The organism is uncultured Ferrovibrio sp. (assembly GCF_937960835.1).
GTDB lineage: Bacteria > Pseudomonadota > Alphaproteobacteria > Ferrovibrionales > Ferrovibrionaceae > Ferrovibrio.
The window spans coordinates 181,609-203,522 of record NZ_CALGPC010000009.1 but is presented as its reverse complement, the minus strand read 5'-3'; the positions used below and the strand labels follow the sequence as shown (position 1 = coordinate 203,522).

The 21,914-nt window shown below is 62.4% G+C and carries 23 protein-coding genes and 1 pseudogene; 20 read left to right on the top strand and 4 right to left on the bottom strand.

Going from position 1 to position 21,914, the window contains the following annotated elements; genetic code table 11:
- Positions 1-4 precede the first annotated feature (4 nt).
- The 3 genes from Q0603_RS09325 to Q0603_RS09315 all read left to right on the top strand — a co-directional run bounded on the left by Q0603_RS09325 (position 5) and on the right by Q0603_RS09315 (position 1,162).
- On the top strand, positions 5-325 hold the full coding sequence (locus Q0603_RS09325; RefSeq protein ID WP_298724908.1) for a DUF1244 domain-containing protein: 321 nt from the start codon (positions 5-7) through the stop codon (positions 323-325).
- A 124-nt stretch (positions 326-449) separates the two neighbouring features.
- Entirely contained in the window at positions 450-740 is a 291-nt protein-coding gene (locus tag Q0603_RS09320) for a DUF2312 domain-containing protein (RefSeq protein ID WP_298724906.1), read from the top strand.
- 5 nt (positions 741-745) lie between these two features.
- Positions 746-1,162 (top strand): hypothetical protein, encoded by a 417-nt coding sequence (locus Q0603_RS09315; protein WP_298724905.1) that lies wholly within the window; start codon positions 746-748, stop codon positions 1,160-1,162.
- A gap of 36 nt (positions 1,163-1,198) precedes the next feature.
- Here the strand turns inward: Q0603_RS09315 and Q0603_RS09310 are convergent, their stop codons facing one another.
- Together Q0603_RS09310 and Q0603_RS09305 are read right to left on the bottom strand one after the other, a co-directional pair.
- Entirely contained in the window at positions 1,199-2,080 is an 882-nt protein-coding gene (locus Q0603_RS09310) for an alpha/beta fold hydrolase (protein ID WP_298724903.1), read from the bottom strand.
- A 163-nt stretch (positions 2,081-2,243) separates the two neighbouring features.
- Positions 2,244-5,744 carry an indolepyruvate ferredoxin oxidoreductase family protein gene (locus Q0603_RS09305; protein ID WP_298724901.1) on the bottom strand — a complete coding sequence of 1,167 codons (3,501 nt, stop codon included), beginning with the start codon at positions 5,742-5,744 and terminating at the stop codon, positions 2,244-2,246.
- 187 nt (positions 5,745-5,931) lie between these two features.
- On the opposite strand from Q0603_RS09305, the gene Q0603_RS09300 reads away from it, so the two are divergent.
- The 13 genes and pseudogenes from Q0603_RS09300 (at position 5,932) to Q0603_RS09240 (ending at position 16,249) form a co-directional block, all read left to right on the top strand.
- Positions 5,932-6,912, top strand: a complete 981-nt coding sequence (locus tag Q0603_RS09300; protein WP_298724899.1) for an NAD-dependent epimerase/dehydratase family protein — start codon at positions 5,932-5,934, stop codon at positions 6,910-6,912.
- A gap of 2 nt (positions 6,913-6,914) precedes the next feature.
- Positions 6,915-7,415, top strand: coding sequence for a PaaI family thioesterase (locus Q0603_RS09295; RefSeq protein WP_298724896.1), 501 nt, complete (start codon positions 6,915-6,917; stop codon positions 7,413-7,415).
- Positions 7,412-7,849, top strand: a complete 438-nt coding sequence (locus tag Q0603_RS09290; RefSeq protein WP_298724894.1) for a PaaI family thioesterase — start codon at positions 7,412-7,414, stop codon at positions 7,847-7,849. Before Q0603_RS09295 ends, Q0603_RS09290 begins: the two co-directional genes overlap by 4 nt.
- A 92-nt stretch (positions 7,850-7,941) precedes the next feature.
- The gene (locus tag Q0603_RS09285; protein WP_298724892.1) at positions 7,942-9,744 is read left to right on the top strand and encodes a M3 family oligoendopeptidase; all 1,803 of its coding nucleotides are present in this window, start codon (positions 7,942-7,944) and stop codon (positions 9,742-9,744) included.
- Between the two features lie 2 nt (positions 9,745-9,746).
- A complete protein-coding gene (locus Q0603_RS09280; protein WP_298724890.1) occupies positions 9,747-11,090 on the top strand; it encodes an AarF/ABC1/UbiB kinase family protein in 1,344 nt (447 codons plus the stop codon).
- Between the two features lie 75 nt (positions 11,091-11,165).
- Positions 11,166-11,942, top strand: a complete 777-nt coding sequence (locus tag Q0603_RS09275) for a putative metalloprotease CJM1_0395 family protein (RefSeq protein WP_298724888.1) — start codon at positions 11,166-11,168, stop codon at positions 11,940-11,942.
- A gap of 123 nt (positions 11,943-12,065) precedes the next feature.
- A complete protein-coding gene (locus tag Q0603_RS09270) occupies positions 12,066-12,215 on the top strand; it encodes an aa3-type cytochrome c oxidase subunit IV (RefSeq protein WP_298724886.1) in 150 nt (49 codons plus the stop codon).
- A gap of 67 nt (positions 12,216-12,282) precedes the next feature.
- A complete protein-coding gene (locus Q0603_RS09265; RefSeq protein ID WP_298724884.1) occupies positions 12,283-13,434 on the top strand; it encodes a Re/Si-specific NAD(P)(+) transhydrogenase subunit alpha in 1,152 nt (383 codons plus the stop codon).
- A 29-nt stretch (positions 13,435-13,463) separates the two neighbouring features.
- Positions 13,464-13,733: pseudogene (locus tag Q0603_RS09260) on the top strand (NAD(P) transhydrogenase subunit alpha); the annotation flags it as partial.
- A 10-nt stretch (positions 13,734-13,743) separates the two neighbouring features.
- The gene (locus Q0603_RS09255; protein ID WP_298724882.1) at positions 13,744-15,141 is read left to right on the top strand and encodes an NAD(P)(+) transhydrogenase (Re/Si-specific) subunit beta; all 1,398 of its coding nucleotides are present in this window, start codon (positions 13,744-13,746) and stop codon (positions 15,139-15,141) included.
- A gap of 336 nt (positions 15,142-15,477) precedes the next feature.
- The gene (locus Q0603_RS09250; RefSeq protein WP_298724880.1) at positions 15,478-15,687 is read left to right on the top strand and encodes a cold-shock protein; all 210 of its coding nucleotides are present in this window, start codon (positions 15,478-15,480) and stop codon (positions 15,685-15,687) included.
- Positions 15,688-15,800: 113 nt separating this feature from the next.
- A complete protein-coding gene (locus tag Q0603_RS09245) occupies positions 15,801-15,959 on the top strand; it encodes a hypothetical protein (protein ID WP_298724878.1) in 159 nt (52 codons plus the stop codon).
- A 50-nt stretch (positions 15,960-16,009) separates the two neighbouring features.
- A complete protein-coding gene (locus Q0603_RS09240) occupies positions 16,010-16,249 on the top strand; it encodes a hypothetical protein (protein ID WP_298724876.1) in 240 nt (79 codons plus the stop codon).
- A gap of 188 nt (positions 16,250-16,437) precedes the next feature.
- Here Q0603_RS09240 and Q0603_RS09235 read toward each other — a convergent pair whose 3' ends face one another.
- Entirely contained in the window at positions 16,438-16,896 is a 459-nt protein-coding gene (locus tag Q0603_RS09235) for a YaiI/YqxD family protein (RefSeq protein WP_298725165.1), read from the bottom strand.
- Positions 16,897-17,043: 147 nt separating this feature from the next.
- Between Q0603_RS09235 and greB the strand changes: the two genes are divergently transcribed.
- Both greB and Q0603_RS09225 read left to right on the top strand, forming a co-directional pair.
- Positions 17,044-17,607 carry a transcription elongation factor GreB gene (gene greB, locus Q0603_RS09230; RefSeq protein ID WP_298724874.1) on the top strand — a complete coding sequence of 188 codons (564 nt, stop codon included), beginning with the start codon at positions 17,044-17,046 and terminating at the stop codon, positions 17,605-17,607.
- A 163-nt stretch (positions 17,608-17,770) separates the two neighbouring features.
- Positions 17,771-19,423, top strand: a complete 1,653-nt coding sequence (locus Q0603_RS09225; RefSeq protein ID WP_298724872.1) for a GMC family oxidoreductase N-terminal domain-containing protein — start codon at positions 17,771-17,773, stop codon at positions 19,421-19,423.
- A gap of 186 nt (positions 19,424-19,609) precedes the next feature.
- On the opposite strand, the gene Q0603_RS09220 is transcribed toward Q0603_RS09225, so the two are convergent.
- A complete protein-coding gene (locus tag Q0603_RS09220) occupies positions 19,610-20,038 on the bottom strand; it encodes a DUF2795 domain-containing protein (protein WP_298724870.1) in 429 nt (142 codons plus the stop codon).
- Positions 20,039-20,640: 602 nt separating this feature from the next.
- On the opposite strand from Q0603_RS09220, the gene Q0603_RS09215 reads away from it, so the two are divergent.
- A complete protein-coding gene (locus Q0603_RS09215; RefSeq protein ID WP_298724867.1) occupies positions 20,641-21,471 on the top strand; it encodes an isocitrate lyase/phosphoenolpyruvate mutase family protein in 831 nt (276 codons plus the stop codon).
- A complete protein-coding gene (locus Q0603_RS09210) occupies positions 21,471-21,896 on the top strand; it encodes a DUF1330 domain-containing protein (RefSeq protein ID WP_298724865.1) in 426 nt (141 codons plus the stop codon). Before Q0603_RS09215 ends, Q0603_RS09210 begins: the two co-directional genes overlap by 1 nt.
- Positions 21,897-21,914 lie beyond the last annotated feature (18 nt).

Genomic DNA, 21,914 nt, shown 5'->3' with positions numbered 1-21,914 from the left:
GGTCATGAGCGATTTACCGAAGATCGATGAGAAGACGCAGATTGAACTCGAAGCGGCGGCCTTCCGGCGGCTGGTCGAGCATCTGCGCCAGCGCACCGATGTGCAGAATATCGATTTGATGAATTTGGCCGGCTTTTGCCGCAACTGCCTGAGCAACTGGTATCAGGACGCGGCGAAGAGCAAGGGAATCGAACTCGACAAGATGGCCGCGCGCGAGATCATCTACGGCATGCCCTATCCGGAATGGCAGAAAAAATACCAGAAAGAAGCCACGCCCGAGCAGCAGAAGGCCTTTGCCGAGGCGCAAAAAGCCCATCAGCACTGATTACCCACAGGTGCAGCGCATTCCTGTGGATAACTGCCCCCTGATCAGGCTTGAGCAGTTGGAGGGGCGGCTGGCGCCGGTATAATCCGCGCCAATCCGTGTTCTCCATTCGAGGTCCCGTCCTATGGCCACCAAGTTGATTTCCGGCAATTTCTCCGCCGACCAGCTCAATCAGATTGTCGCGCGCATCGAGCGGCTGGAGGAAGAGAAGAAGGCGCTCGCCGACGACATCCGCGAGGTCTATGCCGAGGCCAAGGCGCATGGCTTCGACACCAAGATCCTTCGCCAGGTGATCAAGCTGCGCAAGCTGGACCGCGCCGAACTGGCCGAGCAGGAAAGCCTGCTTGAGGTCTACATGGAAGCGCTCGGCATGACGGTGGATCACAGCGCCGCCGACGCCGAGGCGGCCGAGTAAGCATCATGCGCGGCCAGGTCTGGGCTGTAGTCTGGGCTGGGGCTGCGCTGGCTTGCCTCGTTTCGCAGGCGGCATCGGCGCAAACGCCGAACCGCAGCCAAGCGCCGAACCGCATCATCACCGATGATGCACAGGCCTGCATCTCGATTGCCAATCTCACCGAATACAAATGGCCGGTGACCATCCGCCGCACCGGCCGCGTCAGCTCCACCGTGATGGCGCAGCCACGCGAAGTGATGCGCTATTGCGCGCCGGATAGGCTGAAGCCAGACGAGCGCATCATCGTGACCCTCAAATCGACGTGGTTTCCCATCGGGGAATGCTCGCTGAAGAACCGCGGCACGATGGAAATCTATCGCGAGAAAAGCGATCAGACCGACAGCGGCGAGACCACCAAGGTGAAGTGCTACGAAGGGCGTTAGTGGCGCGGCTGCGGGTCCGCCCTCGCACTTGTTGCCTCAAAGCCTCAGCCACTCCCTGATCATCGGCAGCACGATCTGCGGCTTGCGCACCCAGCGGAAGTGATCGATGCCCTCGAAACCCATCGCTTTGGGATCCAGGTGATGGCGCGTCAGCTGCGCCTTGGGAAATTTACCCAGCAGACCGTCCATCGCATGTTTCGGCGCGAAGAAATCGCCCTGGAAGGAAATCGCCAGCACCGGCAGGGTCAAGGTCGCCAGATGCCGGTCATGATCGACGCGCGGATGGCCGAAGCAAAAACGCCCGGTACGCGCCTGCCGTCCCCAATCCGCGATCACGCTGCGTGCCTCCCGGCCGGCAAAGCCGAAGCGGTGGCCGGGAAAATGGCCGATCATGCGGCCGATCAGCACCATTGCCTGGCTGTAGAGCAGGAACGCCTTCGGCCAGAGTTTCCAATGCACCGATGAGCAGGCGATCAGGATCAGCCCTGCCAGTTGCTCGGGGTGATGCGCGGCATAGATGCTGCTGATCTGACCGCCCAGAGAGTGGCCCAGCAGATAGAAGGGCGCGTTGGGGAAGTGCGCCTTCACCGCCTGGATCGCCAGCGGCCAATCCTCGGTCAGCATTTCGTGATAGCCGAAATCGTAGGAGCGAGCGGGCTTGCGTCCGCCGCTTTCCTCATGGGCGCGCAATTCCGCGATGGCGACGTTGCAGCCCGCTTCGTTCAGCGCAGCCGCCAGCGGCAGGTAATAGCCGGCCTTCACGCCCATCGCCGGTTCGATCAGGATGGCCGGCGCGGCGGCATAGGCGGCCGGAAAGAGATGCACCGCAAAGCTTGTGCCTTCGGCGCGATGGAGGCGGATGCGTTCCGGTGCCATGTTCTGGCTATGGGCAGTCTGGCTATGGGCGACAACATTCATGCCGTCTATCTCGGCACGATATTGCGCGCTTGCGCAATTACCTTGTTGGTAATGTCCCAGCGGCATGCCGGCGCGACATCTGCCTCTGCGTCAGGCTTGGTTTTCAGAACCGCTAAAAAAACATGGCCGGGACGGGCCCGGCCATGACGACTAGATATCGCGTTTACTCCGCCGCGGTGGCGAGCGGTGCGGTGGGGGCGCGGAAGGCTGCCAGCAGCTTGGCTTCCTTTTCCTTCGCCGCCATCAGGTTGCGCATCTTGATATGGCCGAAGCCGCGGATCTCTTCCGGGATCTTGGCAAGCTGCACCGCCAGAGCATGGTTCTCCGGCGTCAGCTTGGCCGCCAGTTCCTCGATCAGCGCGAAGTAATCGGCGATCAGCTTGCGCTCGGTGCGGCGTTCTTCCGTGTAGCCGAAGATGTCGAGCTTGGTGCCGCGCAGGCCTTTCAGCTTGGCCAGTATCTTGAACAGGCGGAACACCCAGGGGCCAAACTCCTTCTTCTCGGCCACGCCGGTTTCCGCATCGGGATGCGCGACGATCGGCGGCGCCAGATGGAAGCTCAGCTTGAAGTCGCCTTCGAACTGCGCGTTCAGCTTCTTGAGGAAATCGCCATCAGTATAAAGCCGCGCGACCTCGTACTCGTCCTTGTAGGCCATCAGCTTGTAGGCATAGCGCGCCACCGCTTCAGCGAAGCCGGTCTTGCCCTTGGCCCGATCAGCCTCGGCGCGGCGCGCGGTTTCGACCAGAGCCTTGTAGCGTTCGGCATAGGCCTGGTTCTGATAGGCGATCAGACGCGGCATGCGGTCGGCCAGGAGCTCGTCCACCGTCTGGGCGAAGGCTTTCGGCTCCATCGCCACCACGGTCGGGCGCACGATCTCTTCCACCGCCTTTGGGTCCTGGGCATAGAGCCGGCCCCAGTTCAGCGCGCGGATATTGGCATCGACCGCCGTGCCGTTCAGCTCGATGGCCTTGAGCAGCGCATCGAGCGAAACGGGCACCAGGCCGCGCTGCACGGCATAGCCGAGCATGAACATATTGGTGGCGATGGCATCGCCCATTAGCGCGGTGGCGATCTTGGTGCCTTCCAGGAATTCCGACAGGTTTTCGCCAGCGGCCTTGCGGATCGCCTGCACCATCTCGTTGTCATCGAAGACGGTGTTGGTGTTCATGGTGAAGGCCGCGGTCGGCGTCAGATGCGTGTTGATCACGGCGCGCGTCGCACCGCGATGCATCTTCTCCAGCGCGGCATCGCCAGCCGCCACCACCATATCGCAACCCAGCACCAGATCGGCGCCGCCGGCCGCAACGCGCACGGCATGGATTTCCTCCGGACGACGGGCAATGCGGATATGGCTCAGCACGGCGCCGTTCTTCTGCGCCAGACCGGTGAAGTCCAGCACGCTGGTGCCATAACCTTCCAGATGCGCGGCCATGCCGAGAATCTGGCCGATGGTGACAACGCCCGTGCCGCCGATGCCGGTGATCAGGATGTTGTAGGGCTTGTCCAGCGAAGGTTGTTCCGGCGTCTTCAACCCGGCGAAGAGATCGGCGATGTCGTCTTCATTCGGACCCTGATGCAGCTTCACCTTGGCGCGCCTGACCTTGCCGCCATGCACGGTGACGAAGCTGGGGCAGAAACCTTTGATGCAGGAGAAATCCTTGTTGCAGGCCGACTGGTTGATCTTGCGCTTGCGGCCCAGCTCGGTTTCCAGCGGCTCGACCGAGACGCAGTTCGACTTCACCGAGCAATCGCCGCAGCCCTCGCAGACCGCATCATTGATGAAAACGCGCTTCTGCGGATCGGGGAAGGTGCCGCGCTTGCGGCGGCGGCGCTTCTCGGCGGCGCAGGTCTGATCGTAGACCAGCACGGTCACACCGGGAATCTCGCGCAGTTCCTTCTGCACGTCGTCAAGTTCGTCGCGGTGGCGGATGGTCACACCCGGCGCCCAGTCGGTGCCGACGGGATATTTCTCCGGATCGTCGGTGACAACGACGATCTTCTCCACGCCTTCGGCTGCCACTTGCCGGGTGATCTGCGGCGGCGTGAGCTGGCCGTCATGCGGCTGGCCGCCGGTCATGGCGACCGCGTCGTTGTAGAGGATCTTGTAGGTGATGTTGACCTTGGCGGCGACGGCGGCGCGCAGGGCCAGCAGGCCGGAATGGAAATAGGTGCCATCGCCCAGATTGGCGAAGATGTGGTTTTCCTCGGTGAACGGCGCCTGGCCGATCCAGGGCACGCCTTCTCCGCCCATTTGGGTGAAGGTCGCTGTCGAACGGTTCATCCACACCGCCATGAAATGGCAGCCGATGCCAGCCACCGCGCGGCTGCCCTCCGGCACGCGGGTCGAGGTGTTGTGCGGGCAGCCGGAGCAGAAATAGGGGATGCGCGCAGTCTTGGTGCTGCTGCTGGATGCGCGTTCGCGTTCCAGCTGCTCGAGGAACGAGATGCGCTCCTCAATGCGGGGATTGGTGTGGAATTTCTTGAGGCGCTTGTAGATCGCCTTGGCGACCAGTGCGGGCGACAGCTCGCCGGCAGACGGCAGCAGCCATTCGCCGCTTTCGTCGAACTTGCCGACGACGCGCGGGCGAACATCCTCGCGCCAGTTATAAAGCTGCTCTTTGAGCTGGTTTTCGATGATGGCGCGCTTTTCCTCCACCACCAGGACCTCTTCCAGTCCCTCGGCGAAACGCCGGGCACCTTCGCGTTCCAGCGGCCAGACCATGCCGACCTTGTAGACGCGGATGCCGATCTCGGCCGCCATCTTCTCGTCGATGCCAAGGTCGTCGAAGGCCTGACGCACATCGAGATAGGACTTGCCGGTGGTGATGATGCCGAAACGCGCCCGCGGACTGTCGATCACCACGCGGTCGATCTTGTTGGCCCGGGCAAAAGCGAGAGCTGCATAACCCTTGTCGCGCTGCAGCCGCAGTTCCTGATCGAGAATGCCGTCCGGCCAGCGGATGTTCAGCCCGCCCGGCGGCAGCTGGAAATCGGTCGGCAGCACGATCTGCACGCGCTGCGGATCGATCGAGACGCTGGCCGAGCTTTCCACCGTCTCGGTCTGGCATTTGAAGCCGACCCAGACGCCGGCATAGCGCGACATCGCCCAGCCTAGCAGGCCGTAATCGAGGAATTCCTGCACCGATGCCGGATTCAGCATCGGCATCATCGCGGCCATCATCATGTGCTCGGACTGATGCGCCACGGTGGAGGAGGCGGCGCCATGATCGTCGCCGCACAGCACCAGCACACCGCCATGCTTGGATGTACCGGCCGAATTGCCATGCTTGAAGACGTCCATCGAGCGGTCGACGCCAGGGCCCTTGCCGTACCACATGGCAAAGACGCCATCGTATTTCGCCCCGGGGAAGAGATTGAGCTGCTGGCTGCCCCAGACCGCCGTCGCGGCCAGGTCCTCATTCACGCCGGGCTGGAAGTGGATATGGTTTTCCTTGAGGAACTTCCGGGCACGCCAAAGCTGCTGATCGAACATGCCAAGCGGCGAGCCTCGGTAACCGGAGATGAAGCAGGCGGTGTTCAGGCCGGCGGCGAGGTCGCGCTGCCGCTGCAGCATCGGCAACCGCACCAGCGCCTGGGTGCCGGTCAGGAATACGCGGCCGCGTTCAAGGGTGTATTTGTCGTCCAGCGTAACATTCGCCAGCATCCAGTCTCCTCCCGCCTACCGGAAATAGGTAAGCAATACTGACCTAATTATAAAGCGCCGCCTATAAGAGTCGAGTAAAATCCCGAAAGGTCACACAACGGCGCCGTCTGTTGCCGTTTGAATTGGTTCTGGTAGATAGCAAAGGCTAGTCAACGCACCACGTCAACGGCGCTTTCCCGGACATCGTATGGCCATTCTGCTCACCGGCGTTGCCGGATTCATCGGTTTTCATGTTGCACAAGCGCTGCTGGCGCGTGGCGACGAAGTCATCGGAATCGACAATCTGAATGATTATTACGACCCAAAGCTGAAGCGCGCACGACTCGATCGGCTTCAGGGCAAAAAAGGGTTCAAATTTTACCAGGCCGATATCGCAGACGTTGATGCGGTGCAGCAGGCGGTTGTAGGCGCCGATATCCGCCGCATTGTTCATCTCGCCGCCCAGGCCGGCGTGCGCTATTCGCTGGTCAATCCTTTCGCCTATATCCGCGCGAATCTGATGGGCCATACGGTGATGCTGGAACTGGCCCGGAACCTCCCGAAATGCGAGCATTTCGTCTACGCGTCGTCGTCCTCGGTCTATGGCGGCAACACCAAGCTGCCGTTTGCCGTGGAAGACCGAGTCGATTCACCGGTTTCGCTTTATGCGGCGACCAAGAAGGCGGATGAATTGATCAGCCATGCCTATGCGCATCTGTTCAAATTTCCGCAGACGGGCCTGCGCTTTTTCACTGTCTACGGTCCCTGGGGCCGGCCCGACATGGCGCTCTACATCTTCACCAAGGCGATCTTCGAAGGCCGCCCGATTGAAGTGTTCAACAACGGCGATATGCAGCGCGACTTCACCTATATCGACGATATCGTGGATGGCGTGATCAAGACGCTGGACAATCCGCCACCGCCGGACGAACAGGGGCGGCCTTACCGCGTCTACAATATCGGCAACAACAAGCCCGAACCGCTGCTGCGGCTGATCGAGGTGCTGGAGAACGCCATCGGCCGCAAGGCCGAGAAGAAGATGCTGCCGATGCAGCCAGGCGACGTGAAGGCCACCTATGCGGATATCTCGGCGATCCGGCGCGATACCGGCTTCGCACCGACCACGCCCATCGATGTTGGCGTGCCGCGCTTCGTCGAGTGGTATCGCCGTTACCACAATCAGATCTGATCATGAGCGAAGCGCCACGCATAGACCCCTCGGGTGTCGACCCCAAAATCGTCGAAGCGATTGTCCAGAAGGGCATTCCGCATTGCGGGGCCATCGGCATCAAGGTGGTGAAGATCAGCCGCGAGGCCACTACCCTGTCGCTGCCCTACAATCCCGATCTGATCGGCAATCCGGTGAACGGCGTACTGCATGGCGGCGCGGTGACCACCTTGATCGACACCGTCTGCGGCATGGCTGTCTTTGCTGCGCTGCAGCGCCTTCAGGCTATCGCCACGCTGGATTTGCGCATCGACTACCTGAAGCCGGCCTCGGCGAACAAGGAACTCCACGCCACGGCTGAATGCTACAAGCTGACCAGCAACATCGCATTTACCCGCGCGCGGGCCTATCACCCCGACACGCCGGACGATCTGGTGGCCAATTGCGTCGGCGCCTTCATGATCGGCTCGTCCGAGAAGCCGCCCCTGCCGCGCGACCAGGCCAAGGTTGAGGGCCAGTCATGAGCCTCGATCTGCAGAAACTGGTGGCCGAGGCGCGCGCGGCCCGCGATTACGACCGCTTCATGCAGGCGATTCCCTATTTCCGCTTTCTTGGCCTGACGGTGCGGGACGGCGAGGGCGGTCCGGTCTGTGTGTTGCCCGCCGATCCGAAGCTGATCGGCAATGCGCAATTGCCTGCCCTGCATGGCGGGGTGGTCGGTGCGCTGCTGGAATCGGCAGCCATCGTGCATCTGATCTGGGCGGCGGAGACCGACGCGATCCCGAAGATCATCGACCTTTCGGTGGACTACCTGCGTTCGGCCCGCCCGGTCGAAACTTACGCCCGCGCGATCATCACCAAGCATGGCCGTCGCATCGCCAATGTGCGCGCCGAAGCCTGGCAGGACGACCCCGAGCGCCCGGTGGCCGCGGCGCATGCCCATTTTCTGCTCGGCTGATCCTGCTTCCGGTCCCGGACGTGATGGGCTGGGGTAGCCAAGCCCCAGCCGGCTTCCCATATAGTGCTGTCGATATTTGATTGAGGTGACGAATGTCTTCTCCTGCTGTCGCGACCGGTTCTGTTGCCAACGATCTTGGCGCTCTGCCGACCTGGGATTTGAGCGATCTTTATCCGGGGCTCGATTCCGCAGAGCTCAAGCGCGATCTTGCCGCCGTGGCGGAGCGCGCCGCCAGGCTGGAGCAGCAAAATAAGGGCCGCATCGCGGATCTGAGCGGCGACGATCTCGGCGCTGCGATTGCCGAATACGAGCAGCTGCAGGATCTGATCGGCCGCATGATGTCCTACGCGTCGCTCGCCTATGCCAGCAACATGACCGATGCCAGGATTGCCGGCTTCTATCAGGACATGCAGGAGAAGCTGAACGAGATCACTACCAAGCTTTTGTTCCTGACGCTGGAATTGAACCGCCTGGAGGATGCTGCGCTGGAACGAAAGTTATCGGAATCGGCCAAGCTGTCGCATTACCGGCCCTGGCTGCGTGATCTGCGGCTGTTCCGTGAGCATCAGCTCAGCGACGAGATCGAGCAGCTCCTGCATGAGAAGGCCGTGGCCGGCCGTGCCGCCTGGAGCCGCCTGTTCGACGAAACCATGGCGGGCCTGCGTTTTCCGTTCGGCAAGGACAAGCTCACCGCCGAACAGGTACTGCACAAGCTCTCCGATCGTGATCCTAAGGTCCGCAAGACAGCGGCGAAGTCGCTCGCCAAGGTGTTCCGCGAGAATATCCGTCTCTTCGCGCTGATCACCAATACGCTGGCCAAGGACAAGGAGGTCGAGGATCGCTGGCGCAGGTATCCGACGCCGGAAGCCTATCGCCATCTGTCGAATTGCGTCGAACCGGAAGTCGTCAACGCGCTCACCGACGCGGTCACGGCTGCCTATCCGCGGCTGTCGCATCGCTATTACAAGCTGAAGGCCAAGTGGATGGGGGCCAAGAAGCTGCCCTGGTGGGATCGCAACGCGCCCTTGCCGGAAGACCAGGACCGCGTGATCGGCTGGGACGAGGCGCGCGACATCGTGCTCAAGGCTTATGGCCGCTTTTCGCCGCAGCTTGCCGACCTGGGGCGCAAATTCTTCGACAATGCCTGGATCGATGCGCCGGCGCGGCCCGGCAAGGCCTCGGGTGCCTTCGCGCATCCGACGGTGCCCAGCGCCCATCCGTATCTGCTGCTGAACTATCAGGGCCGCACGCGCGACGTGATGACGCTTGCCCATGAGCTGGGCCATGGCGTGCATCAGTTGCTGGCGGCCGAGCAGGGGCCTTTGATGTCGGATACGCCGCTTACCCTGGCCGAGACGGCGTCGGTCTTCGGCGAGCAGTTGACCTTCCGCGCCCTGCTCGATCAGGCGGGACCGGAACGGCGCAGGATCATGCTGGCCTCCAAGGTCGAGGACATGGTCAATACCGTCGTTCGCCAGATCGCCTTCTTCAAGTTCGAGCGCCAGGTGCATGCCGCGCGCCGCGAGGGCGAACTGACGCCGGATCGCCTGGGCGAGATCTGGCTGGGCGTGCAGAAGGAAAGCCTCGGCCCGGCTTTCAAGTTCGATCAGGATTACAGCACCTTCTGGTGCTACATCCCGCATTTCATCCACTCGCCCTTCTACGTCTACGCCTATGCCTTCGGCGATTGCCTGGTGAACGCTCTTTATGCGCGTTACCAGGATGCCGAGCAGGGCTTCCAGGAGAAGTATTTCGCCATGCTAAAGGCCGGCGGTACGCTGCGGCATAAGGAATTGCTGGCGCCGTTCGGCCTCGATGCTTCCGATCCGGCTTTCTGGTCGAAGGGCCTCGGCGTGATCGAAGGCTTCATCGACGAGCTGGAGCAGCTCGGCTAGCCATGGCTGAAAAAGACAGCGCGTTTGGCCGAGCCCGCCGATATGCCCGAGTCGGGGCATCTGTCGGCGGGCTGGCCGCGCGGCTGGGCGCCGAGCGCGTGCTGGGCGTGAAGATGGATCGCGCGCGCCATGCAGCCGACCTGCGGGCGGCGCTGGGCGGCCTGAAAGGGCCACTGATGAAGGTGGCGCAGATCATGTCCACCATTCCCGATGCGTTGCCCAAGGAATATGTGCAGGAACTGGCGCAGCTTCAGGCCAATGCACCGGCGATGGGACAGGCTTTCGTCAAGCGCCGCATGGCGGCAGAACTCGGGCCCGACTGGCAGAGCAAATACAAATCCTTCGCGCTCAACGCCGCCGCGGCCGCCAGTCTCGGCCAGGTGCATCGAGCGGTAGCGAAGGACGGTCGCCTGCTGGCAGCCAAGCTGCAGTATCCTGACATGGCCTCGGCTGTCGAAGCCGATCTGCGGCAGCTGAAGCTGATCTTCTCCATCTACAGCCGCTACGACCCCGCCATCGACACGCGCCACATTCATGCCGAGATCGCGGCGCGCCTGCGCGAGGAGCTGGATTACGAGCAGGAAAGCCGCCACATGCGGCTCTATGCCGCCATGCTCAAGGACGAGCCGCATGTACATGTGCCCGAGGTGGTCCCGGAACTGACCACCAAGCGGCTGCTCACCATGTCCTGGCTTGAGGGTACGCGGCTCTTGGAATTTAAGGATGCGCCGCAGGAGGTGCGCAACCGCATCGCCTACAATCTGTTCCGCGCCTGGTATGTGCCGTTCTACCAGTGCGGCGTGATTCATGGCGATCCGCATCTGGGCAATTACACGGTGCGCGACGATCTCGACATCAACCTGCTGGATTTCGGCTGCATCCGCATCTTCGCGCCGAAATTCGTTGGCGGCGTGATTGATCTCTACCGCGCCATCTCCACCCAGGATCGCGATCTGGCCGTGCATGCCTACGAGACCTGGGGCTTCCACGATCTCAGCAACGAGGTGATCGACACGCTCAATCTCTGGGCCGAGTTCGTCTATGCCCCGCTGCTGGAGGATCGTCCGCGCCGCATTCAGGAGATGGAGCAAAGTGGCCTCTATGGCCGCGAGGTCGCAGAAGAGGTGCATCGCCGCCTGCGCCAGCATGGCGGGGTGACGCCGCCGCGCGAATTCGTCTTCATGGACCGCGCCGCCATCGGCCTGGGCGGCGTGTTTCTGCATCTCAAGGCCGAGATCAACTGGCATCGCCTGTTCCATGACCTGATCAAAGGCTTCGATATCAAGGCGCTGGCGCAGCGCCAGAAGGCAGCGCTCAAGGCCGCCGGCCTGCAGCCGCAGGATTGAACGGAACTCTTCACCTTCCGGTGAGGATGCGAAAACTGCTTGAGCGACCCTGACTGATCGCGACATGATCCGCGTATGGTTGGTGCCCTGACGCTGAATCCGCTCGGCCATATCGCCGGTCATGACAGCGCCGCCCGTTTGGGCGTGGCGGGACAGTCCGCACTCCAGCCCTCAGGGAGCCGGACCGGACAGGCAGTCCAAAGCAGCCAGGCCGTCCAGGCGGGTAGCGGCGGCACGCCGCTGAAACTGACCCTCGCGCCAGTTACCGGCAGCACGCTGCTTGCCGCGCAGGATGCCGGCCAGCTTTCCGAGGAAGAGCAGAAGCAGGTCGCCGAGCTGAAGAAGATTGACCAGCAGGTCCGCGCGCATGAACGCGCCCATGCCGCCGTCGGCGGTCAATATGCTGGCGCGCCGTCCTACGAATATACGCGCGGCCCCGATGGCCAGCTTTACGCCACCAGCGGCGAGGTGCCAATCGACCTCAGTCCAGAAGCTGATCCCGAAGCGACCTTGCAGAAGGCCGAGCAGGTGGTCGCTGCCGCTCTGGCGCCAGCTGATCCCTCCGCTGCCGACCGCGCCGTCGCCGCTGCGGCGGCCAAGCTGCGGCTGGAGGCCTTGGCCGAGATCCGGACGCAGAAGCGGGCCGGGCGTGAGGGGCAGGGCGGGCAGGACATGGCGGCGCCAGGAGCGAAAATACCATCCCCGGAAACACAGTCGCAGGACGGAGTTTCAAGCCAGCCTGCTCCCGATTCTGCCACGCCCGGCCAGAATACCCCCGCCGCAAGGGCGGCGCAGGCTTACGGCAACGACAATACCGCCCGGCTCGGCCGGCTGATCGGCCTGATTGCATAAATCCGGCCCGGATGAGTATGCCGGAGAGCAGGACGAAGGGTTGTGCCCGCTTCGGCCGCCAGCGTAATATCCCCGCGCAATTCAGTGCTTTAACACCGTCCAACCGTCATTGAGGGGATCACTATGGCCAGCCAGCATATCGGCGAGCACCAGATCGGCACCATGGATATCAGCGAGCATAAGGCGACCTGGAATATCTTCATGAAGATCACCACCTGGGGCAGCGCCGCCGTTATCGTTCTTCTGATCCTGATGGCGATTTTCCTGCTCTGATTACGGCCGCCGTCCCTGGGTTCCAGGGACGGCACCATTCTGTCGGGCCGCGGGGGGAGATAACGCCATGAAAATTGGAATTCCAAAGGAACGCCGCCCGGGCGAGAAGCGGGTCGCCGCTTCGCCGGAGACGGTGAAGAAATTCGTCGGCCTGGGCTGCACGGTCACCGTCGAGACCGGCGCTGGACTTGCAGCCGACATACCCGATTCAGACTATCAGGCGGTGGGCGCCACCATCGCCGCCGATCCGGCCACCACGCTTCAGGATGCCGATCTGGTGCTGAAGGTGCAGCGGCCGATGACCGCTGCCGAAGGCAACGACGAATTGAAGCTGCTGAAGAGGGGCGCCATTCTGGTCGCTGGCCTCGCGGCCCTGCAGCAGCGCGATCAGGTCAAGGCCTATGCCGAGGCCGGTATCACCGCTTTCGCCATGGAACTGATGCCGCGTATCACGCGCGCGCAATCCATGGATATTCTTTCTTCGCAATCCAATCTCGCCGGCTACAAGGCCGTGCTGGATGCCGCCCAGCATTTCGGCCGCGCTTTCCCGATGATGATGACTTCGGCCGGCACCATCGCGCCGGCGCGCGTCTTCGTCATGGGCGTCGGCGTCGCCGGCCTGCAGGCGATCGCCACCGCCAAGCGCCTCGGCGCCGTGGTCTCGGCCACCGACGTCCGCCCGGCCACCAAGGAGCAGGTGGAAAGCCTCGGCGGCAAGTTCATCTGGGTGGATGACGAAGAGGCGCGCGCCTCCCAGACTGCCGGCGGTTACGCCAAGGAAATGTCCGACGAATACAAGCGCAAGCAGGCCGCGCTGATCGCCGAGACGATCAAGAAGCAGGATATCGTCATCACCACGGCGCTGATCCCGGGCCGCCCGGCCCCGGTGCTGGTCACCGAAGAGATGGTCAAGACCATGCGTCCGGGCTCGGTAATCGTCGATCTGGCGGTCGAGACCGGCGGCAATTGCCCGCTGTCGAAACCTGATCAGGTGGTGGATTACAACGGCGTGCGCATCGTCGCCTACACCAACTATCCAAGCCGCGTGCCGGTGGATGCATCCAACCTGTTCGCCAAGAATCTGTGGAACTTCCTGTCGCCGCACTGGGACAAGGAAGCCAAGACCTTCAAGTTCAACTTCGAAGACGAAACCGTCAGCGGCACCTGTGTCGCCAGGGATGGCGCCATTGTCCATCCGTTGCTGAAAGAGGGGGCGTAACGATGGCCGAGGTCTATTCCTTCCTCTCGCTGCTCTCCATTTTCGTGCTGGCCTGCTTTGTCGGCTATTACGTGGTGTGGAGCGTTACGCCCGCCCTGCATACGCCGCTGATGAGCGTGACCAATGCGATCTCCTCGGTGATCATCGTCGGCGCGCTGATCGCGGCGGGTGCCTCTGCGGTGTTTGATGCATCGAAAGTCTTCGGCCTGATCGCGATCGCGCTGGCCGCGGTCAACATCTTCGGCGGTTTCCTAGTCACCCAGCGCATGCTGGCCATGTACAAGAAAAAAGAAAAGTGAGGGCCGCGCCATGCCGATCCAACTGACCGCGCTGCTCTATCTGACCAGCTCCGTCCTGTTCATCCTGGCCCTGCGCGGGCTTTCCTCGCCGGAAACCAGCCGTAAGGGCAATTTCTACGGCATGACCGGCATGGCGATTGCCGTGCTGACCACCATCTTCAATCTCGGCGACCTGTCCGGGACCATCGTCTGGGTAATCGTCGCTCTGGTAATCGGCGGCGCCATCGGCACCGTGCTGGCACGCCGCATCCAGATGACGGCGATGCCGCAGCTTGTCGCCGCCATGCACAGCCTAGTCGGCCTTGCCGCCGTGCTGGTCGCCGCGGCCGCCTTCTACAACCCGGCGCCCTACGGCATCCTCAATGCCAGCGGCGAGATCACCATCGCCTCGCGCATCGAGATGTCGCTTGGCGTGGTCATCGGCATCATCACCTTCTCCGGCTCGCTGGTTGCCTTCGCCAAGCTGCAGGGCCTGGTCTCGGGCAGCCCGGTCGTCTTCAAGGGCCAGCATGCGTTGAACGCCCTGATCGGCCTCGTCATCCTCGGCCTCGTGGTAGCCTTCTGCATCAGCCCCAGCGAGGAACTGTTCTGGGCGGTGACGGCGCTGTCGCTGATCGTCGGCTTCACCATCATCATTCCGATCGGCGGCGCCGACATGCCCGTCGTCGTCTCGATGCTGAACAGCTATTCGGGCTGGGCGGCGGCCGGCATCGGCTTCACCCTGCAGAACCCGGCGCTGATCGTCACCGGCGCGCTGGTCGGCTCTTCGGGCGCGATCCTGTCCTACATCATGTGCAAGGGCATGAACCGCTCGCTGTTCAACGTCATCCTCGGCGGCTTCGGCGGCGACAGCGCTGCCGCTGCCGGCGGCCAGAAGGTCGACCGTCCCTACAAGAAGGGCTCGGCCGATGACGCCGCCTTTATCATGAAGAATGCCGGCAAGGTGATCATCGTGCCGGGCTACGGCATGGCGGTGTCCCAGGCCCAGCATGCTCTGCGCGAGATGGCCGACAAGCTGAAGGAGGAGGGCGTGGAAGTGAAATACGCCATCCATCCGGTGGCGGGCCGCATGCCGGGCCATATGAACGTGCTGCTGGCCGAGGCCAATGTACCCTATGACGAGGTCTTCGAGCTGGAAGAGATCAATTCCGAATTCCAGACCGCCGACGTCGCCTTCGTCATCGGCGCGAACGACGTAACCAATCCGGCCGCCCGCGACGATCCGAAAAGCCCGATCTATGGCATGCCGATTCTCGACGTCGACAAGGCCAAGACCGTACTGTTCGTGAAGCGCTCGATGGCGTCCGGTTATGCGGGCATCGACAATGATCTGTTCTACAAGGACAACACGATGATGCTGCTGGCCGATGCCAAGAAGATGGTCGAGGACATCGTCAAGGGGCTGTGATTTAAGGCCTGTGGTCTCAAACAGCATCATACACCTGTAATAAACGGCCCGGATCAAAAGCCCGGGCCGTTTGCTTTCCGCTGTCAATTCACCATAAAAACGGTCGCCTCCGAGCGAATACTCAAAAATGTCACGGCTTTCTTAAGGCCCATATCGTCTTTGTTTGCTCCTCGCCCTTGCAAAACGGCTCAGGCAGCCTATCTTGTGGTCATCGATCTGCTACGGACTGCCGGCCTTCTACGTCCTCTTGGACCCAGATTCCGCGACTTCCCTACAGAATCTGATGCGTTGTTCCGATAACGGGCGGCGCGAGACTACCAAGACGGAGATACAGCAATGGCTGTCGGTACTGTAAAATGGTTCAACGGAACCAAGGGTTATGGCTTCATTCAGCCGGAAGGCGGCGGGGCGGACGTGTTCGTCCACATCTCGGCCGTTGAGCGCGCTGGCATGGCTGGCCTGAATGAGGGTCAGAAGATTTCGTTCGAGGAGCAGCGCGATCCGAAGCGCGGCAAGACCTCGGCCGTGAATCTGAAGGCGCTCTAAGCTCTTAGAGCTTAAAGAATTCGGAGGGGCATCCGGCAACGGGTGCCCCTTTGTCTTTTGCGCTGTCTTGCGCCGGGTCTTTGTTTAGGCGCCCAGATCTTCAGGAGGATGCCATGGCCTTCAAGCCGAACTACGGACAGGAACGGGCCGCGCGCAACCGGGCCAAGGAAGAGAAGAAGCAGCAGAAGCTGCAGCGCAAGCAGGAAGACTCCGAGCGCCGCAAGGCAGAGCGCGAGGCCGCCGGCAAGGCCGATGATGGCCAGGACGCGTGACCAAAGCGCATGACGCGGCTCTCTCATCGATCAGCATCAGTGGAATTGTCATGGCCAAGACGGCAAAGAAGAAAATCAATCCCAATGCCACGGTGATCATGTTCGACGTGATCTACCAGGACGGTACCCAGACCTCGAACCGGCGCGTGCCGGCGGAACTCGTCAGCGGCTTCGACAGCGACGACGAAGTGAAGGCCTATATCGAAGCGCAGGACCGCGAGATCGCCGAAAAATCCGGTCGCCCCCGCGGACCGATCAAGTCGATCGCGAAATCCGCGAAGCAGCTCTGACACCTTCGCCCGGCTCCCTCTCCCGCAAAGGAGGGGAAACGGCGGAGCGGCACTAAGAACGTGACGCCTGAAAGAATTACTCGTCATGCCCGGACTTGATCCGGGCATCTTTGTCCGCATGGCGAAAGACCCGCAAGTCAAGCGCAGGGTGACGGCTACGATGGTGCGTGACGCTTAACCTCTTGCGGCTACGGCCCCTTCCGCAATCTGACCAGCGTCTCATGCAGGGCCTGCAGGAAGGCCGAGCGGTCTTTCTGCGAGAAAGGCTTCGGGCCGCCGCCACTCATGCCGAGCGGATCGGCGGAGCGCAGCTCGGTCATCAGGTTGCGCACGGCCAGATCCATGCCGATGCTGTCGGCGGTGAACGCCCGGCCGTTTGGCGCCAGCACCCAGGCGCCGGCCTTCACGCAGCGCCCGGCCAGCGGTACGTCGGCCGTGACGACGACATCGCCAGGCTTTACCCGCTCCGCGATCCAGTCATCGGCCTCATCCAACCGGCGGCCCACCACGGTCAGCGTGATCCAGTCCACCCGCGGCACGCTGATCCAGCTATTGGCCACCACCTGCACGAGGGCCTGGTGGCGCTCGGCCACCTTGTAGATCTCCGCCTTCACCGGACAGGCATCGGCATCGACATAGATGGTGATGGGGGCAGTGACAGGCGCTTCCATTCTTTCGTCATGCCACGGCTCGGCCGTGGCATCCACGAGTTTTTCTTAAGGCCCTCCAAAGACAAATCAGGCGGCCCGCCGCCCGGCCGTGGCATGACGGGCGCGGTTTGGTAAAATCGAACCATGTCCAAAGCATTCACGAAGGAAAACGACGACGCCGATCTGGATGACGACCTTCCCGAAGAGGCCGCGGTTCCGAAAGGCGCGAAAAACTACATCACCCCGGCCGGCCTGCGCCGCCTGCAGGACGAGCTGCGCCATCTGAAGACGGTTGAGCGGCCGAAAGTGGTCGAGGTCGTCTCCTGGGCCGCCGGCAACGGCGACCGGTCGGAGAATGGCGACTATCTCTACGGCAAGAAGCGCCTGCGCGAGATCGACCGCCGCATCCGCTTCCTGCTCAAGCGGCTGGAGATCGCCGAGCCGGTTGATCCGAAGCTGCAGAAGAACCGCGACCAGGTTTTCTTCGGCGCAACCGTCACCTATGTCGACGAGCAGGACCGCGAGCGCACCGTGCGCATCGTCGGCATCGACGAGGCGCGGCTGGAGCTTGGCGAAGTGAGCTGGATCTCGCCGGTCGCCCGCGCGCTGATGAAGGCCCGCGTCGGCGACGTTGTCGATCTGCGCACGCCGCATGGCATCGAGCAGATCGAAGTGCTGAAGATCGAGTACAGCGACGGGGAGGAGTGAGGCAGGGCGCCTTATGGGCATCTCTCTCCGCATGGCGAAAGACTTGCAGTTCAAGCCGCGGGGATCCTATCCGCGTCGTTTCCTCATGTTGCGCTACCTGTTTCCCTAACCTAATCTACAGAATGGTAAGATAAAATTAGGTCAGAATCAGGGTGGAAGCGCCATGGCCGTACCGGCCCAACAAAACATCAAAAACACTGGCACATTCGATTACATCATCGTAGGCGGGGGGACAGCGGGGTCGCTGCTGGCCAACCGCCTGAGCCGTGATCCGAAAAACCGTGTGCTGGTGCTCGAAGCTGGCGGCATGGACAACTGGATCTGGTTCCGCATCCCCATCGGCTATCTCTATGCCATCGGCAATCCGCGCTCCGACTGGTGCTACAAGACCGAGCCCGTGCCGGGACTGAACGGGCGCTCCATCGGCTATGCTCGCGGCAAGGTGATCGGCGGCTGCACCTCGATCAACGCCATGGTCTACATGCGCGGCCAGGCGCGCGATTACGACACCTGGCGTCAGATGGGGCTGACCGGCTGGGGCTGGGACGACGTGTTGCCTTATTTCCTCAAGCATGAGGATCATTTCGGCGGACCGAATGTCATCGACGGCAAGCGCATTCATGCCTCGGGCGGCGAATGGCGCGTAGAAGAGCCGCGCGTGCGCTGGGACATCCTCGACCGCGTGGCCGAGGCCGGCGAGGAGATCGGCATTCCACGCACCAAGGATTTCAATACCGGCGACAATGAAGGCTCGTCCTATTTCCAGGTGAACCAGAAGCGCGGCGTGCGCTGGTCGGCCGCCACCGCCTTCCTCAAGCCCGCGCTGAAACGCCCCAATCTCGAACTGCGCACCCAGGTGCATGTCGAGCGCGTGGTGTTCGAGGGCAAGCGGGCGGTGGGGATTGAGTATACGCAGGATGGCCAGCGCTGCTTCGCCGGCGCCGAAGGTGAGGTGTTGCTGACGGCTGGCGCGATCAATTCGCCGCAGCTACTGCAGCTTTCCGGCATCGGACCGGCTGGCTTGCTGAAGGAGCATGGCATCGACGTGCTGCACGATCTGCCCGGCGTGGGCGAGAATCTGCAGGATCACCTGCAGCTTCGTCTGATCTACAAGGTCACCGGTGCGCGCACAATCAACGAGATCGACCGCTCCTTTTTCGCCAAGGCCACCATCGCCTTCAATTATGCACTGTTCCGGCGCGGCGCGCTCACCATGCCGCCCTCTCAGTTCGGCATGTTCACGCGCTCAAGCCCCGAGCATGAAACTGCCAATGTCGAATTCCATATCCAGCCGCTGTCGCTGGATAAGTTCGGCGATCCGCTGCACAGATTCCCGGCTTTTACGGCCAGCATCTGCAACCTGCGGCCCACCTCGCGCGGCTATGTGCGGATCAAGTCTGCCGATCCGCGCCAGCCGCCGGCGATCCAGCCGAACTATCTCGATACTGAGGAAGACAAGCGCGTGGCCATCGACAGCATCAAGCTGACGCGGCGGCTCGCTTCCGCCAAGGCGCTGGCACGCTATAAGCCGGAGGAATATCTGCCGGGCGCGGGGATCGAATCCGAGACTGAGATGCTGCGCGCCGCCGGCGATATCGGCGCCACCATCTTCCATCCGGTGGCGACCGCGAAGATGGGCATCGATTCCGACCCGATGGCGGTGCTGGACAGCTGCCTGCGCGTGCGCGGCGTCGAATGCCTGCGCGTCGTCGACGCCTCCGCGATGCCGCTGATCACCTCCGGTAACACTGCCTCGCCGACGCTGATGATCGCCGAAAAGGCGGCGGAGATGATTCTTGCCGATGCGCGAGGGTGAGGGGAGCGCACGACCGTCATATCGCAAGAGCGTCATATCGCAAGAGCATCACCCGCGGGCTTGACCCGCGGGGCTTGTGCCGACTGATAAAGATGCCCGGATCGAGTCCGGGCATGACGTTTGGGAGACGGCGTAGAGGGGGGAAGGTTTAGAGGAAAAAATACTGCGCCGGGTCAATCCTCATCGTCATCGTCTTTCATCCTTGTCATCTTCATCGTTGTCGTCCTCGTCCTCCTCATCATCCTCGTCGTCATCGTCTTCGTCATCTTCCTCGTCGTCATCGTCTTCGTCATCTTCCTCGTCTTCGTCGTCGTCTTCATCCTCGCCGTCATCGTCATCGGCGAAGGCGTATTCGTCACCATCCTCTGTTGCATGGACGCCGTTGTAGAAATTCTGCCCCGGCCACGAGCTGGGCACGGCGACGAGCGCCTGCATCACTTCGCCCATGCTTTCGTAAGAGCGCTTGGGCAGGCGCTCCATCAGGTTGGCGACCACGCCATCAGAACCGTGCCGGCGCAGATGCGCCACCAGCTCGTCGCGCGAGACGGGAAAATCGACATCCTTCAGATGCTGGGTGATCACGCTGGAGGCCGCACGGGTCAATCCGAAAGCCATGGCATTGTCCCTCTCATTAAAAGCTGTCTCCGGGCGCAGTTCTGAGAACTGCCCCTAAGACATGCATATGAATTCCATGGGACAAACCCAGCCAGTCCCCTGATGTTCCTGCCGTAATGGTTTCTGCCCAGATGTTCTTGCGACGCGCGGCAGGCGACGGGCGGGCGAGTGCCGTCGCGAAAGTCATTGGCGATGCCTGATGATTGGGTTTGCCGACAAGGCGGTCCGGTCTGCGGGGACGCCTCGGCACGATGGGGAGGGGGCATCGGTGGCACCCGCACCGCAGACCGGACTCCAGCCTTGCAACGGGTTGCAGGCAGGATTGTTCCGCTTGGGATTTTGGCCAGATTTCGTCTCTGGAGGCTTCACCATCCGGATTTGCGCGTTCAGCTTGTGATGCTGACGTGATATTGGGGAAAGTATCGCGTGAGGCGGTCCTGATATGGAAGATAAAGCCACACAATCGCGTGCGAAAAGCGCGATAGCTGACGTTGCGTCAGTCTTACAGCAGACAGACAATCGGGACAATATTGCTGTGTCGCGACAGAGCGCGCCGCATTAGGCTGCTGCTCCCGCAGTTCTGTTTTTGGGGGAGAAACGCCATGGGCCAGAGCCTCGCCGATAAACGTGCCGCCTTCCGCCGCCTGCATGAAAGCGGCTGCTTCATCATGCCTAATCCCTTCGATGCCGGCTCGGCCGTGCTGCTGCAAAGCCTCGGCTTCAAGGCGCTGGCCTCCACCAGCGCGGGCTTTGCCTGGAGTCAGGCGCGGCCTGATTACGGCGTCAGCCGCGACCAGGTGCTGCGTCATCTGGAAAGCCTCGTCGCCGCCGTCGATCTGCCGGTCAATGCCGATTTCGAGAATGCGTTTGCGCATGCGCCCGACGATGTCGCCGCCAATGTCGCGCTCGCGGTGCAGACCGGCGTTGCCGGCCTGTCGGTGGAAGACGCCACCGGTCTGCCAGATGAACCGCTGTATGCGGAAGACCTGGCTGCGGTGCGGGTGTCGGCTGCGCGCAAGGCGATCGACCAGAGCGGCAGCGGCGTGGTGCTGACTGCGCGGGCCGAAGCCTTCCTGCATGGCCAGACGGATCTGGATGCGGTGATCCGCCGTCTCAAGGCTTACGCGGACGCCGGCGCCGACTGCCTCTTTGCGCCCGGCGTGCGCGACGAAGCGCAGGTGCGCGCTATTGTGCAGGCCGTTGCGCCCAAGCCGGTGAACATCATCGCCACCGGCGCGCCGCTGTCGGACATCGCCGGCTGGGGCGTGCGCCGCATCAGCCTCGGCGGCCGCATCGCCCATGCCGCCTACGCCGAAATCGCCCGTATTGCCAAGGCCATGATCGGCGAGGGCAGTTTCGAGGGGTTCAAGACCGGCGCGCCCGCCATCAATCTCAACCAGATCTTTTCATCACGCGGAAAGGAGCAACGTTAATGACCGGATATGTCGATCCCACCAAGGAAGTCTTCGCGCAATTCCGCGAGATGGATCGTCCCGGCCCGATCCATATGCTGAATCTCGTGCGCCTGCGCGATCAGGCCGCCTATCCCGATGGGCGCAAGGCCACAGGCGCGGAAGCCTATGCGGCCTACGGGCGCGAAAGCGGCCCGGTCTTCGCGCGGCTCGGCGGGCGCATCGTCTGGCAGGGCAGTTTCGAACTGATGCTGATCGGTCCCAGCAGCGAACGCTGGGACAAATGCTTCATCGCGGAATATCCCTCGGTTGCGGCTTTCGTCGAGATGATTCGCGATCCCGTGTATCGCGAAGCCGTGAAGCACCGTCAGGCCGCCGTGGAAGATTCCCGCCTGATCCGCCTGCAGCCGCGCGCCCCCGGCAAGGGCTTCGGCGAGCCGGCCTGATCGGCCACAGACCCGCGG